The sequence below is a fragment of the Pacificibacter marinus genome (assembly GCF_900109555.1).
Taxonomy (GTDB): Bacteria; Pseudomonadota; Alphaproteobacteria; order Rhodobacterales; family Rhodobacteraceae; genus Celeribacter; species Celeribacter marinus_C.
Window position 1 is genome coordinate 152,626 of sequence record NZ_FNZV01000001.1, and the last position, 13,589, is coordinate 166,214.

Sequence of the window (13,589 nt, forward strand, 5' to 3'; positions counted from 1 at the left end):
ACGCAACCACATGGTCAAATTACCGATGCCGTTTCGATCTTGAAGCGCCCTGCTGTGGTTGAGGATCGCGCAATGCCAGAACATTAGGAAGGCGACTTGATCTTCGATTCAAGAAATACGCATATTTCACATGTCGCTTCACGCTTTACCTTGACGATTAAAGCGCAATGACGACAGCAATGACGTCCCGATAATGGCGGCACCGATCAGTCCAGTTATAACCTCAGGCACATGAACCGCGCTTTGAGCAAACATGATCAGCGACAGCGCAAGAATAGAATAGAACGCGCCGTGTTCGAGATAACGAAATGCGTTGAGCGTTTTTTTCTCGACGAGCATGATTGTCATCGACCGCACGTACATCGCGCCAACCCCCAGACCGATAGCGATCAGAAAAAGGTTCTGCGTCAGGGCAAATGCGCCGATGACCCCATCGAACGAAAAGCTTGCATCAAGGACTTCAAGATACAAGAAGGCACCAAAAGTCCCCTGCCGCGCCCCCCCCATCGCGGCACCACTGTCCACAACATCACTTGAATCCAAAATATGACTTAACCCGTCAACGCACAAAAACACGACCGCGCCCACCAAAGCAGGTACAAAGAATTCACTTTGTTTGGCCTCGGGTAGGAAGCTGCCGAAAATTAAAATCGCAAACAACACCATGCCATAGCCAAGCCCTTTGATCGCCGCGCCTTTTTTAAGGTTCTTTTCGATTGAACACAGCCAGTCGATGTCTTTTTCATGGTCGATAAAAAAATCCAACGCCACCAACATCAAAAACGTTCCACCAAAGGCTGAGATCGACAGGTGGCTTTCTTGCATCAAGCGCGCGTATTCTTGCGGCTCTGAAATCGCAAGGTGCAGGGCCTCAAAAGGGCCGACCCAAGCGGCAATGGCGACAATCACAAGCGGAAAAATGATCCGCATTCCAAACACCGCAATCAGAATGCCCCAAGTTAAAAAACGGCGCTGCCACAGAGGCGACATGGTTTTCAATTTGTTCGCGTTCACGATTGCATTGTCAAAGCTCAGCGAAATTTCCAAGACGACAAGAACGGCCCCGATCAACAAAAACGTCACCGCGCCTGACGCCGTTCCTTCGGTTTTCCAGCCCAACCAATAAGCAGCAATCAAGCCAAGGACCGTGATCAAAAAAGACCATCTGAAATAATGCATTGTCGTCTTCATGGTGTTCTTTCATCTGTGTGGTTTAAGCGGTTGGCGTGGTGCATCGGCCCAATGGCCTAAAGGGCCAATCGGGCGTCGCGGCGTTGTTTTTGCACGGCGGGATCAGGATCAAGCCCTGCCGCCAAAAGACGCTTGGTATAGGGTTTGCGCGGCGCTTCGAAAATCTGTTCGACAGAACCGTCCTCAACAATTTCACCTGACTTCATCACCAAAACACGATCGGCAAAATCACGTACGACGGGCAGATCATGCGCAATGAAAATAAAGGCAATCCCCAGATCATCCCGAAGCTTTCCCAACAGCTCAATCACTTGGGCTTGGATCGACACATCCAGTGCGGAAACCGCTTCGTCACAGATGATTAATTCTGGTTCAAGCGCAAGAGCGCGGGCAATGGCGATACGTTGACGTTGACCGCCAGAAAATTGATGCGGATAGCGTTCTGCATGACCAGCCTCTAGCCCGACTTGGTCCAAAAGTTCCTCGACACGCGCGCGCCATTTGTCTTTTGGCAAAACATCGCGATGTATCGCCCATGCTTCTGAAATAATTTGGAAAACCGTCATTTTTGGGTTCAAGGATTGTGTCGGGTCCTGAAACACCATTTGAATTTCACGACGGACTTTCGACATTTCTTTTGGCGTCTTTGTCAGCAGGTCTTCCCCCTTCCAAAGGGCTTTGCCGCCGCTTGAGCTTTCAAGACGTAAAACAAGCCGCGCAATGGTAGATTTCCCTGATCCGCTTTCCCCAACAACCGCCAAAGTTTCTCCTCGACGCACGTCGAACGTCACACCTGACAAGGCATGAAAAGTGCCGTAACTTTTCTGCAATCCCTGTACGCAAAGAATAGGCGCGGCGGAAGGGTCAGGCTGGCGCATCACCCCTTTGCCCGGCGCGGCCGCGATCAGCTTTCGCGTATAGGGATGTTGCGCATTATGGTAAATGTCATGGGGGCGACCCGTTTCAACGATGCAGCCTTTTTCCATCACCACAAGCCTGTCAGCGACATCAGCCACAACACCAAGGTCATGGGTGATCAGCACAAGCCCCATGCCTGTCTCATCTTGAAGCTCATGCAAAAGGGTCAGCACCTCGGCCTGCACCGTCACATCTAGCGCCGTCGTGGGTTCATCAGCGATCAAGATGTCAGGCTTTAACGCAAGCGCCATCGCGATCATCAAGCGTTGCCGCTGACCACCAGAAAATTCATGTGGGTATTTGTTCAAGGCCCCTTCGGGATCAGGAATGCCAACCCGTTTGACCAATTCCAAAGCACGCGCGCGGGCTTGCGCCGCGGGGCGTCCATGCGCCGTTACGGTTTCTTCAATCTGCCAGCCAACGGTGTAGACTGGGTTGAAATGGCTCATCGGGTCTTGGAAAATCATCGCAATCCGTTTGCCGTTCAACGCACGGCGCGCCTCATTGTCCAGCTGCAATAAATCCTGCCCATCAAACAGAATCTCGCCAGATGTGATTTCCCCCGGAGGGCAATCAATCAAGTTCATGATGGCCGATGACGACACCGATTTACCAGAGCCAGATTCCCCCAAGATCGCCAGTGTTTCACCGCGATCAAGGTGCCATGACACATCATTCACAGCATTCACAAAACCCTGTGCAGTGTGAAAGCGAACCGATAGATTACGGACTTCTAAAAGATGATCAGTCATTGGATTTTCCTCCAATTTCAAGACGCCAGCGTTGCGTCGGATCAAGGGCGGTGCGCATCCAAGAGGACAATAAATTCAAAGACATCGTCGTCAAAATGATGATCAGACCCGGCCAGAACGCCAACCACCAAGCAGACGTCAAATACTGTCGACCTTGGCTGACCATCAAACCCCAAGTGATTTCAGGGGGTTGGATGCCAATTCCAAGAAATGAAAGCGCACTTTCGGCCAGCATGACAAATGCAAAATCGAGCGTCGCGATGGTGACAAGTGTTGGAAAAATCATCGGCAGGATATGACGAAAAATGATCCGCCCAGAGGAGGCTCCCATCACTTGGGCCGCTTGCACGAACATGCGTTCGCGAACTTCTAAGACTTCGGCGCGCGTGGTGCGCAGGTAAATCGGGATACGCGTGATGGCGAGGACGATGATCAAATTCCCCACGGACGGTTCTAAAATATACAGAACGATCACAGCCAACAAAAGCGATGGAAAGGACATGATAACATCCGCAAAGCGCATGATGATTTCACTCGGCCAACGGCCAAGGTACCCAGCAATAAGCCCAAGCGTGGCTCCAATCGTGATCGACAGCGCAACAGCACCCGCAGCAACCATCATCGTGTTTTGCGCTGCCACAACGATGCGTGCAAAAAGTGGGCGACCCAAGGCGTCTCCGCCAAGAAAATAAACCCAGCCACGGTCCAATACAAACGGCGGCGCATTGCGCGCCCGCAGGTTTTGTTTGCCCGCAACATCTTCAAGCAAGCTTGGCCCAATCAGCGCGCACAGGACAACAAGCAGCAAAAATGTGGTGGCAAAAAAGGCAAACTTATCAGCCCAAAGCATGGAAATGAAACGCCCAAAAACGGTTTTACGATGTGGGCGAACGGTGGCGGCAACGTGTTCTGACATGACCAAAGCTCCTAGGTGCGAATACGTGGATCAAGGATGGCATAGGCCAAGTCGATCAACAGATTCATGATGAAGATAGCCAAAGCTGTGACCATGATTGCGGCAAGAATGACATTGAAATCGCGCTGTAAAATGGCATCGATCATCAACTTGCCGACCCCCGGAAACCCAAAGATCGTTTCAACGATCACCGCACCATTCAACAAAGCTGCGGCTTGATCGCCGATCACTGTGATGACGGGCAACATGGCGTTGCGCAACGTATGGACAAAGATCAGACGATTGTTTTTCACACCCTTAGCGCGCGCGGTTTTAACATAGGCTGATCCAAGCGCGGTCAACATCGATCCGCGCACCACTTGAAGGATCAAGCCAAAAGGCCGCAAGAATAGGATCGTGATGGGCAAAACCCAGTGCCAAACGGTGCCCGTACCAGAGGTCGGCAACCAGCCCAGCTGTAGCGAAAAGACAACGATCGCCACAATGGCAATCCAAAAATCAGGGGCAGATGCACCGATCAGCGACAGCAACGAGGCCGCGCGATCAAAGAGCGACCCAACTTTAAAGGCTGCGATGGAACCGACAACGATTGCTGCGATTGTCACTAAAGTCATCGTGATCGCGGCAAGCTGTAACGTCCAAACAAAGGCTTCCAACACAACATCAAGTGCGGGGCGTGCGCGTCGCAAGCTGTCGCCAAAATCACCGCGCAGCAGATCTCCAACATAGTGACCAAATTGCACAAGAAGCGGATCATTCAACCCATGAAGTTCGCGAAAGTTTTCGCGCATGCTTTCCGACGCATCCACAGGCAAGAACAAAGCCGAAGGATCCCCCGTCAAACGGGACAAAAAGAACACGAGGATCACAAGCCCGAACAGTGAAATAAGACTGGAAATCGCACGTTGGCCGATCCGGTTTTTCATGAAAATGCCCTGTATGTTTTGGTAGGAATTCAAGGATGACTTTGCGCGGATCACGGCCCGCGCAAAGTCGTTTTCTATCAACTGGGTTTAGTTGAATGTAATGTCAGCCAATTGCAAAGCGCCATTTGTGGCGATTGTTGGTGTGAAATTCACATTCTCGCCGACACGGGCAAAGCCAACCATGTGGAACAACAAACCATCTGACGCGATTTCATCGTGCAAGTAGGCAAATGTATCTTGCCACAATGCCACACGTTCGTCGCCTGTTGCGGCTGTCGCGCTGTCGATCAAAGCGTCCAGTTTAGGATCCATGATGCCAGACTGGCGGCCTTCTGAATGGTATTTGAAGAACATGGAAAACACAGGATCGCCACGTGAATTGTCATGTTGCGCGCCAACCAAGTAAGGCGTGCCATCTACGAATGGACGTGAATAAAACTGTTCATGCTCAGCCACTTCCACCATTTGCAAACGGGCGTTAAAGCCAGCATCGCCAAGCATAGATGTGATCGCTTCATAGACCTCAGTCGCCCCTGGGAAGTTGCCAGTACGGCCAACAACAAGGAATTCAGTATCCACAGGCACACCATCTGCAGCCGCTTCAGCCAGCAATTCTTTGGCGCGTTCAAGATCGTATGTTGGTGCTGCGATATCTGGGTTCCAGCCCAATGTGGATGGTGGAACAATCGCAACGGCGGGGATCACACCCTCGGACAAGATCGTGCCGATAAAGGCCTCGCGATCAATCGCAAGGTTCAGCGCTTGACGCACACGCAGATCATCAAACGGCGCAGTGCCATGATCTATGCGCAAGTAAGTGGTTTCTGAGTTGGGATAAGACGCATCTGTTGCCGCATTGCTTGCCTCGATTGCAGAAATTGAGGGCGCGATATCAGCTTCGCCCGCTGCAACCATAGCTGCCCGCACTGCAGGTTCAGACCGGAACACATATGTTGCTGTTTCAACAGCTGGCGCTTCGCCCCAGTAATCGTCGCGGCGTTCCAAAGTGATGTTTTGACCCACATTCCATTCGGCCAACGTGTAAGGACCAGTGCCGATAGGGTCGCGGGTAAATTCCATCGCTGTTTCAGATGGCACGATGGTCAAAAGCGAAATCAACAATGGCATGATAGGCTGCGCTGGCACGGATTTGATGTCGAGTGTGTTGTCATCAACGGCCGTAAACGTCAGATCGATCCCTTCGTAATACCGCGAGATTTCACAGGTGTTCGCATCGCTTTGTGTGCGTTCAAACGAATGGATCACGTCAGCAGCATCAAAAGCGGTGCCGTCTGAGAATTTCACACCTTGGCGCAGATTGAAACGCCATGTATTGTCATCCACCATGTCCCAGCTTTCGGCCAAGCGGGGCATAACGCCCTTATCGCCGCGCACGTCAAGTTCGGTCAGGGTTTCTGAAATATTTTGCAGCACAACGCGGCCAATGTTTGACCGTGTCGCCATACATGGATCAACAAGATCAAGTTCTTCGCTGAGAACGATGGTCACGCCCTTGTCTTGTGCAAATGCCGCGCCGCTGAGCGCGGGCACCATTGCGGCAGCCAGCACCAAGCCAGCAGTTAGGTTAGTCGTTTTCATGATATCCTCCCAAATGTATGAAACCCGCAGACAGAGGCTTATGGACACTCCCCCCAATAAACAGAACCCTGCGGCGACGATCATTTGCGATCAACAAAAGAATACAATCTTTTGAAACGCCGCCAACAATTGCCAACCCGATATTGGTAAAGTTGTATCAGGATGTCAAATACCGTTTCCATATATCGTAATATTATTTTTAAATTATTGTTTTTAAAGTAATTATTACGCAACCACCGCCCTACAACCCACAGCGTAGCGTTATAACTTCTTGACAACTTTACATGTTTGAAATCAATTAAGGCGACTCGATAAGCAAAACGAACAAACCCATAGGAGAGCAGCGTGAAGCCAGATGAGATTGCCAGCCAGATGACTGGTCTTGTAACACCACAGGGTGATACTCAGTCCGCAATTCTGCGATCCCCTGCCATTCAAAACCACGCCGCATTTCTTGCGCCCCTTGCTGGCGGAGACTTGGCCTGTGCGTGGTTTGGCGGCTCGCTTGAAGGCAAATCAGACATTTCGATTTACGCATCAATCTTACCTGAAGGCGCAGACACATGGTCGCCCCCATCACAACTGTCCGACCAATCAGATCGCTCTGAACAAAACCCCGTCATTTTCACCGCACCTGATGGTCAAATTTGGCTTTTCAACACAGCGCAACCCCATGGAAACCAAGACGAATCTCGCGTTTACATGCGAAAAATCACCCGCGCGGGGACCGCGTTGCAATCAGGGGCAGCACGCGACATCGGACTGCCCCTAGGAACCTTTATTCGCGCGCCCATCACAGTGCGAGATGATGGGGCGTGGATGTTGCCTCTTTTCATCTGCAACCCGCGCGATGGCCTGCGCTGGACAGGTGCTTTTGACACTGCCGCCTTAGCCATATCCACTGACAGCGGCGCGACATGGACCGTGACCCACGTCCCTGCCTCAACCGGATCGGTCCACATGACCCCTGTACCGCTGAACGATGGCAATATGGCAGCTTTCTATCGTCGCCGTCAGTCGGATTGGGTTCACAGGTCTGAAAGCACGGACGACGGGCGCACATGGTCTACCCCGCAGCCCACGGATGTTCCAAATAACAACAGCTCAATTGGTGTTTGCACCCTTGCAGACGGGACTTTGGCAATGGTCTGCAACCCTATTTCGGCGGCCCAATCCCAATCTCGACGCACCTCCTTGTATGACGAACTGGAAGATGTGGATGACCGCCCTGATACCCAGCCAAATGACGCAGAGGGCCAGATCGCACCAGAGGGATGCACACCGATTTGGGGCGTTGAACGCGCACCCTTATCCCTGTGCCTCTCATCTGACGGCGGAAAAACATTCACCCGGCGCCATGTTATCGAAACCAGCACAGGTGCTTGCCTGACGAACGACTCGATTGATGGAAAAAACCAAGAATTATCCTATCCGATGATCCTGCCCCGCAAAGATGGCGGTCTCGACATCGCATTCACGCTCCACCGCCGCGCAATCAAACACATTCGAATTTCGCCACAGGCGCTGGCCGACATCCGCGCAACGCGCACCCAAGAGGGGACCTAATATGAGCACCATGGATCGCAAAATCACACTGCACCAACCCAAACGCCTTGAGATTGGTCAGGGTACTGCAGCATTGCTGGGCACTTGGGCCTCAGGGGCAAAGCGCCCATTGATCATCGCCAGCGCCCCAACAGCACACTATGCGGATCGACTTGGACTAACAGGCGACGTGAAAACCTACAGTGACGTGCCGCCAGAACCCGCAGTTGGGGATCTTGAAGCCGTCTTGGCCGTTGCGCGAGAGGTTAAGCCCGATCTTGTTGTGGGACTTGGCGGCGGGTCTGTCATGGATCTCGCCAAATTGGTGGCCGTTTTGTGGGATGGCACGGATACGCTTTACGATGTCGCGGGCCCCAACAAGGTTAAAGGGCGCAAAACTGCCTTGGCGCAGATATCGACCACAGCGGGAACAGGATCAGAAGCAGGCATTCGCGCCCTTGTGACGGACCCTGCAACTAAAGCTAAGATCGCTGTAGAAAGCCCGCATATGCTGGCGGACATCGCTATCCTTGATCCCGAATTGACCTATTCTGTACCAGCAGCCATTACGGCAGCGACAGGAATTGATGCGATGGCACATTGCGTTGAAGCCTTTACCAATATCAACGCCCATGACCTGATCGATGGCTATGCGCGTATGGGATTTAACTTGGTGGGCAAATACCTTGCACGGGCGGTTGAAAACGGCAAAGACACCGAAGCGCGCGCGGGCATGATGTTGGCATCATACTATGGCGGCATCTGTTTGGGACCAGTGAACACCGCCGCTGGGCATGCTTTGGCCTATCCGCTTGGAACAAGATTGTCTTTGCCCCACGGGCTGGCAAACGCTATCATTTTCCCGCATGTCTTGGCCTTTAATGAATCTGCCTGCACGCATAAAACAGCCGAAGTCAGCGCCGCGCTTGGCCTGAATTCCGGCACAGACCTCACCCAAAGTGCTCATAAGTTTTGTGCAGACCTTGGCGTGGAAATGCGCCTCTCGCACCATGGCGCCAAGCAAGCAGATCTGGCAGATTGGGCCGCCGAAGCCCACGCCATTCGCCGCCTGATGGACAACAACCCACGCGAGATGAGCGTCGATGACGTCACCGCAATTTACAACGCGGCCTATTAAGTTACTGCCCTATTTGGCACAGAAGGAAACCCTATGACCTCAACAGCTTTTGTAGCGCTCGTCACCTGTTTTGATAACGACGAAAACCTTGATCTCAAAGCAACACGGGCACAAGTGCGCCGTCAGGTCGCCGCAGGAAACGCGATTATGGCCGCAGGCACCAATGGTGATTTCTCAGCGCTCACCTTTGACGAAAAGGTGCGATTGCTGGATGCCGTGAAAGACGAAGCAGGTGATAAAGTGCCCGTTTTTGCCAATGCAGGCATGCCCGCGACCTATGAGACCGAACGCCTTGCCAAGGAATTCGACCGCATTGGACTGGATGGCATTGCGGTCATCACGCCCTATTTCATTGACTGCACTCAAGACGGAATGGAACGGCATTTTGCACGTGTGGCCGATGCCGTGCAGGCGCCCGTTTACCTGTATGACATCCCCGCACGGACACAAAACCACATCGAGCCCCAAACCGCCGCGCGACTTGCGAAGCACGGCAATATCAAAGGCATCAAGGATTCAGGTGGTGCGCAAGACACCCTTGCGGCTTATCTGGAAGTGGGGCGCAATGCTGCGGATTTTGAGGTGTATTCCGGGCCTGACCATCTGGTTCTTTGGGCACTTCAAAACGGCGCTGCGGGGTGTATTTCCGGCCTTGGGAATGTGCTGCCAGACACTTTGGCAGAGCTTATCGCAGCCTTTGATGCAAATGACTTAGCCCGCGCCGAAGCCGCGCAGGCCCGCTACACTGCGTTTCGCACCGACCTTTATAAGCTTGGCTATCCGCCCGCCTTGGTCAAGCGCGCGCTTTGGTGCATGGACCCATCCGTCGGGGCCAGCCGCCAGCCAGCCTTGGTGCCAAATGCAGATCAAGATAAAGCCATTCGCCACGTCTTGGCAAAATACGATATTGCGTAAATTCAACGTGCTGGGCTTACAGCTTTAGGTCCAGCATACTGCCGCCAAACAGCCGCTCGCGCGAGTGACTGATATGGTTAAACATGACCTCGCGGGCGCGTGGTGCATCTTGTGTGTAAATAGCATCATAGATTGCGTGATGTTCGGCCAACACATCTTCCAATGCAGCCGCGCCATCAGACATCAACGATTCCCCATGCATTTTCATCCCCACATGGATGTGCTCGCGTAGAGCCTTCAGCGTTTCGACGTAATATGAATTGTTCGCTCCGCCAGCCACAGCAACATGAAACGCGAAATCGGCGTCTTCTCGGTGCAATTGCGATCCTGTTGCCTCTGACAACATCGAAAGAGCGGCCTTCAGATCTTTCAACACAGCATCGTTACGGCGCAGCGCGGCAAGGCCCGCGGCCTCGACTTCAATCGTCAGACGAAATTCATAGCACCGTTGAATATCGGCAATCGTTTCCACCTTGGCAAATCCCAAAGCATTACCTTTTTTGATGCGCACAAAGTTTCCCGCCCCTTGGCGAGAATAAATCAGCCCTTGTTCACGCAGCCGTTCCAAGGCCACGCGCAACACGGGACGCGACACACCAAATTGCGCAGAAAGTTCATTTTCGGCGGGCAGTTTTTCATTGACGTTATAATCGCCATTGTTGATCCGCGCATGCATCAAGTCATAGACCTTGTCAGCCAACAGAGGGCGAGACCGGTTTTCCGGCTGCGAAGTTTCGACGGACTGGGACATTACAGGCTTTCTGAATTTGCTGACTTAGGTAAATCATCTTGCTCACATTCGACCAAATGCGCAAGCCGAGTAAGCAGATTTACATCCCCAAAGCCTCCGGATTTTGTGACGATATCAATTGGTCCCCATGGGGCAATCCCACGACACAGCGGCAAGCCCTCGCAGACTTCGGTGATAACATCAAAGGTATTAATCTCAAGACGATCGAGAATGGCATTTGCGGTTTCACCACCGCAGACCAAAAGCGTTCGCGGCCGATACTGACCTAGCGCGGCGCAAAGACTCGTTGAAAGTTGCCGTCCCGCCTCATAGCCAGAGATGTCGAACGCCCCCTTCGTGAGCTGAAGTGTCGTGACCGCCCCTGTTTGATGGACCTCGGAATTGACGCCATTGGGGGCCATTTGGATAGGATGCGTTCTCGCGAGCTGTTCGGCCTGCGCCACCGTGATCGGATCGCGCGACCCAACCGCAACCCAAAGCGGACCATGCAAAGACGTGAACTCGGACTTTTGAGGGTCAGTTTTTTTATGCGCCGATGGCCGTTCCAATGACTGAGCCGATAACCGCGCCATTACCCGTGCCAGCGCAAACGCCAACCCACGCGCCCCAACCCACAAAGAAGCCTTGGGCGCTAAAGCGATCAAGCGGTCAAGGTCATCAAGATCATCGACATCAGGGATCACACTGTCATCGGGAAATTTGTCCGTCATAGTGCAAGGGTTTGCGAGGCCAGAACCAGATCCGACACCAACCAAAAACCCATTTTTTTGAATGCGCCCCATGTCAGGTATAGCGGGAACTGCGATGATATCAGTCCGGCCAGACAGATCTGCAAGCGCAGCTGTTTCAGCTTTAATATGCCCCTTTAGGCGGGAATCGACCTTTTTGATAAGGGTAGGAATGCTGGCCAGATCAAGGCGCTGAGCGATGGTCCTGATTTTATCGACGGCCTGCGCAGCACTGCCTTCGCGACTGTTGGTATTGATGCACAAAACATCAACGCCCGCAGTCACATCAGCGGTCAAATGATCAACATCGCGCAACACACGCACCACTGCACCAGGATGCGCAAAAGCAACGGCGCTATCCAAAGCCCCTGTCAGGTCGTCTGCGATGATAAGGATATCAACCAAGAGATCACCCGCCTTATTGGTAAAGTAATAAATTACTCACTTTTATCGATTAAACCTATATTTAATAGCATATTTTTCAAACATCAAGCTTTACAAGCCCATCATAATGAACTTATTTACCAATAAGTTATATTTTACAATATTGCAGTATTTTGGAGACTCGCATGCCCAGATCAATCGTCATCACCATGGGTGATCCGTCAGGCGTAGGTGCCGAAGTCACAGCCAAGGCCCTAGCCCAAGCCAGCATTAAAGATCGCGCGCGCACTGTTGTCATCGGGGACCGCCCGACAATGGAACTTGCCGCCTCTATTTGCGGTGTTGATCTGCCCATTATAGGGCCTGACGATACGGAAGACGGGATTTGCGTCGAACATATCGAAGTCGCCGGCCTGCCCCGCCAGTTCGGTCTGCTTGATCCGGCCTGCGGCGAAGCATCGTTTCGCTACATTGAACGCGCGGTCGAAATCACCAGCGCCCTACCGGGCAGTTGCATTGTCACCGCCCCGATCAACAAAGAGGCACTGAATGCCGCAGGTCACCATTATGACGGCCATACAGGCATGTTAGCCCATCTCACAAAGTCAAAATCATCGTGGATGTTGTTGGCTTCGGAAAAGCTATCGGTCGTGCATGTCTCGACCCATGTGTCCTTGCGCGATGCCATTGAACGCGCGACGATTGAGCGGGTTTTAGAAACCATTCGCACTGGCAACACACACCTAAAGCGTATGGGGGTTGCAGCCCCGCGCATTGCCGTTGCTGGCATCAACCCACATTGTGGTGAAAACGGCCTATTCGGTACTGATGACGACACAGCACTGCGCCCCGCGGTTGCCGCCGCACAGGCAGAGGGCATTGATGTTGTCGGGCCTATATCTGCAGATACGGTTTACTATCGCGCCTATCAGGGGGCCTTTGATTTGGTGATTGCCCAGTACCACGATCAGGGTCACATTCCGATCAAACTGGTCGCCTTTGACACAGCCGTCAACGTGTCATTGGGATTACCGATTGATCGTTGCTCTGTCGATCACGGAACAGCTTTTGATATCGCAGGGAAAAATATTGCGGACCATACAAATATGATGTCAGCCCTAAGCTATGCATCACGCATGGTATCGGCAGGGAAAAAATAGCGCCAACCTGCGCGGCCACCTAAGCCGCCTGTCCTGCGCCATATGAAATGTCAGGCATAACGCTCGAACATTTGGTTGGGCAACGTGAACATCAAGAGGCACGCAAACGAACTCTAAGATTTCTGCTCAACCGTGCGAACGTTGGACACGGAAAAACGATCTGTTGATTGCGCTTTGCGGCCCCTGAAACAAGCGCCGCAAAACTATCATCTGTCTCTAAGTGTTCACGTGCCGCAAAGTGGCTTACCGCGTCAAGTAATAGCCCGCCCGTACAGGGGCAAAGGTCAAAGACCCACCAAGGCGCGCGTTCCAGATCGCCTTTTCATCGTCGGACCAGCTCGTGTACAAAACCAAATCCGTTGGCTTCACAAGAATGCTTTCGCTGACTTTAGCGATATGTGCTTTCACCGCGGGATTGTCGAAATGCGATACCAAAGCGTCTGCGCCGTCAAAAATCTCAAGCCACCGATAAACGACAGCATCAGGGCCTTCGGACACGCGGGTCAAAGCGTGCACCACCATTCCCGGTTCGGTTTCTTTCACCTTGTTGTCAATCTCGATGCCCGCAGCTTCGTATTCAGCACACCGATCAGGGTGGACGTGTTCGAAAGCTTCAAGCACCACAAAAGCAGCGGCATTGGGGGTATCTGTCATGTTGGCTCCTTG

The 13,589-nt window shown here is 52.6% G+C and carries 12 protein-coding genes and 1 pseudogene; 5 read left to right on the plus strand and 8 right to left on the minus strand.

Annotated features, from left to right (window positions below):
• Positions 1-150 (plus strand): annotated as a pseudogene (locus BM025_RS19690) (IS30 family transposase); the annotation flags it as partial.
• Here the strand turns inward: BM025_RS19690 and BM025_RS00705 are convergent.
• The 5 genes from BM025_RS00705 to BM025_RS00725 form a co-directional block, all read right to left on the minus strand.
• Positions 139-1,179 (minus strand): DUF475 domain-containing protein, encoded by a 1,041-nt coding sequence (locus BM025_RS00705; protein WP_090875157.1) that lies wholly within the window; start codon positions 1,177-1,179, stop codon positions 139-141. The pseudogene BM025_RS19690 and the gene BM025_RS00705 overlap by 12 nt on opposite strands.
• A 68-nt stretch (positions 1,180-1,247) precedes the next feature.
• Positions 1,248-2,861 carry a dipeptide ABC transporter ATP-binding protein gene (locus tag BM025_RS00710; RefSeq protein WP_085847393.1) on the minus strand — a complete coding sequence of 538 codons (1,614 nt, stop codon included), beginning with the start codon at positions 2,859-2,861 and terminating at the stop codon, positions 1,248-1,250.
• Positions 2,854-3,777, minus strand: a complete 924-nt coding sequence (locus tag BM025_RS00715; protein WP_085847392.1) for an ABC transporter permease — start codon at positions 3,775-3,777, stop codon at positions 2,854-2,856. Before BM025_RS00715 ends, BM025_RS00710 begins: the two co-directional genes overlap by 8 nt.
• An 11-nt stretch (positions 3,778-3,788) precedes the next feature.
• Positions 3,789-4,703, minus strand: a complete 915-nt coding sequence (locus tag BM025_RS00720; RefSeq protein ID WP_085847391.1) for an ABC transporter permease — start codon at positions 4,701-4,703, stop codon at positions 3,789-3,791.
• 87 nt (positions 4,704-4,790) lie between these two features.
• Positions 4,791-6,302 carry an ABC transporter substrate-binding protein gene (locus BM025_RS00725; protein ID WP_085847390.1) on the minus strand — a complete coding sequence of 504 codons (1,512 nt, stop codon included), beginning with the start codon at positions 6,300-6,302 and terminating at the stop codon, positions 4,791-4,793.
• 345 nt (positions 6,303-6,647) lie between these two features.
• Here BM025_RS00725 and BM025_RS00730 point away from each other — a divergent pair, with 345 nt between their 5' ends.
• The 3 genes from BM025_RS00730 to BM025_RS00740 are packed head-to-tail and all read left to right on the plus strand — an operon-like array spanning position 6,648 to position 9,900.
• Complete coding sequence (locus BM025_RS00730; protein ID WP_085847389.1) at positions 6,648-7,868, plus strand: sialidase family protein; 1,221 nt, start codon at positions 6,648-6,650, stop codon at positions 7,866-7,868.
• Between the two features lies 1 nt (position 7,869).
• Positions 7,870-8,985 carry an iron-containing alcohol dehydrogenase gene (locus tag BM025_RS00735; protein WP_085847388.1) on the plus strand — a complete coding sequence of 372 codons (1,116 nt, stop codon included), beginning with the start codon at positions 7,870-7,872 and terminating at the stop codon, positions 8,983-8,985.
• 33 nt (positions 8,986-9,018) lie between these two features.
• Positions 9,019-9,900 carry a dihydrodipicolinate synthase family protein gene (locus BM025_RS00740; protein ID WP_085847387.1) on the plus strand — a complete coding sequence of 294 codons (882 nt, stop codon included), beginning with the start codon at positions 9,019-9,021 and terminating at the stop codon, positions 9,898-9,900.
• A 16-nt stretch (positions 9,901-9,916) separates the two neighbouring features.
• Here the strand turns inward: BM025_RS00740 and BM025_RS00745 are convergent, their stop codons facing one another.
• Together BM025_RS00745 and BM025_RS00750 are read right to left on the minus strand one after the other, a co-directional pair.
• Complete coding sequence (locus BM025_RS00745) at positions 9,917-10,651, minus strand: FadR/GntR family transcriptional regulator (protein WP_085847386.1); 735 nt, start codon at positions 10,649-10,651, stop codon at positions 9,917-9,919.
• Entirely contained in the window at positions 10,651-11,784 is a 1,134-nt protein-coding gene (locus BM025_RS00750) for a four-carbon acid sugar kinase family protein (protein ID WP_085847385.1), read from the minus strand. Before BM025_RS00750 ends, BM025_RS00745 begins: the two co-directional genes overlap by 1 nt.
• A 164-nt stretch (positions 11,785-11,948) precedes the next feature.
• On the opposite strand from BM025_RS00750, the gene pdxA reads away from it, so the two are divergent.
• Complete coding sequence (gene pdxA / locus BM025_RS00755) at positions 11,949-12,923, plus strand: 4-hydroxythreonine-4-phosphate dehydrogenase PdxA (protein ID WP_085847384.1); 975 nt, start codon at positions 11,949-11,951, stop codon at positions 12,921-12,923.
• A gap of 243 nt (positions 12,924-13,166) precedes the next feature.
• Here pdxA and BM025_RS00760 read toward each other — a convergent pair whose 3' ends face one another.
• Positions 13,167-13,577, minus strand: coding sequence for a putative quinol monooxygenase (locus BM025_RS00760; protein WP_085847383.1), 411 nt, complete (start codon positions 13,575-13,577; stop codon positions 13,167-13,169).
• Between the last annotated feature and the right edge of the window lie 12 nt (positions 13,578-13,589).

What these genes read in the sequence shown, in the direction of transcription:
- pdxA (WP_085847384.1), top strand. Translation starts at nt 11,949, where the DNA reads ATGCCCAGATCAATCGTCATCACCATGGGTGATCCGTCAGGCGTAGGT.
- BM025_RS00740 (WP_085847387.1), top strand. Translation starts at nt 9,019, where the DNA reads ATGACCTCAACAGCTTTTGTAGCGCTCGTCACCTGTTTTGATAACGAC.
- BM025_RS00720 (WP_085847391.1), bottom strand. Translation starts at nt 4,703, where the DNA reads ATGAAAAACCGGATCGGCCAACGTGCGATTTCCAGTCTTATTTCACTG.
- BM025_RS00735 (WP_085847388.1), top strand. Translation starts at nt 7,870, where the DNA reads ATGAGCACCATGGATCGCAAAATCACACTGCACCAACCCAAACGCCTT.
- BM025_RS00710 (WP_085847393.1), bottom strand. Translation starts at nt 2,861, where the DNA reads ATGACTGATCATCTTTTAGAAGTCCGTAATCTATCGGTTCGCTTTCAC.
- BM025_RS00715 (WP_085847392.1), bottom strand. Translation starts at nt 3,777, where the DNA reads ATGTCAGAACACGTTGCCGCCACCGTTCGCCCACATCGTAAAACCGTT.
- BM025_RS00705 (WP_090875157.1), bottom strand. Translation starts at nt 1,179, where the DNA reads ATGCATTATTTCAGATGGTCTTTTTTGATCACGGTCCTTGGCTTGATT.
- BM025_RS00745 (WP_085847386.1), bottom strand. Translation starts at nt 10,651, where the DNA reads ATGTCCCAGTCCGTCGAAACTTCGCAGCCGGAAAACCGGTCTCGCCCT.
- BM025_RS00725 (WP_085847390.1), bottom strand. Translation starts at nt 6,302, where the DNA reads ATGAAAACGACTAACCTAACTGCTGGCTTGGTGCTGGCTGCCGCAATG.
- BM025_RS00760 (WP_085847383.1), bottom strand. Translation starts at nt 13,577, where the DNA reads ATGACAGATACCCCCAATGCCGCTGCTTTTGTGGTGCTTGAAGCTTTC.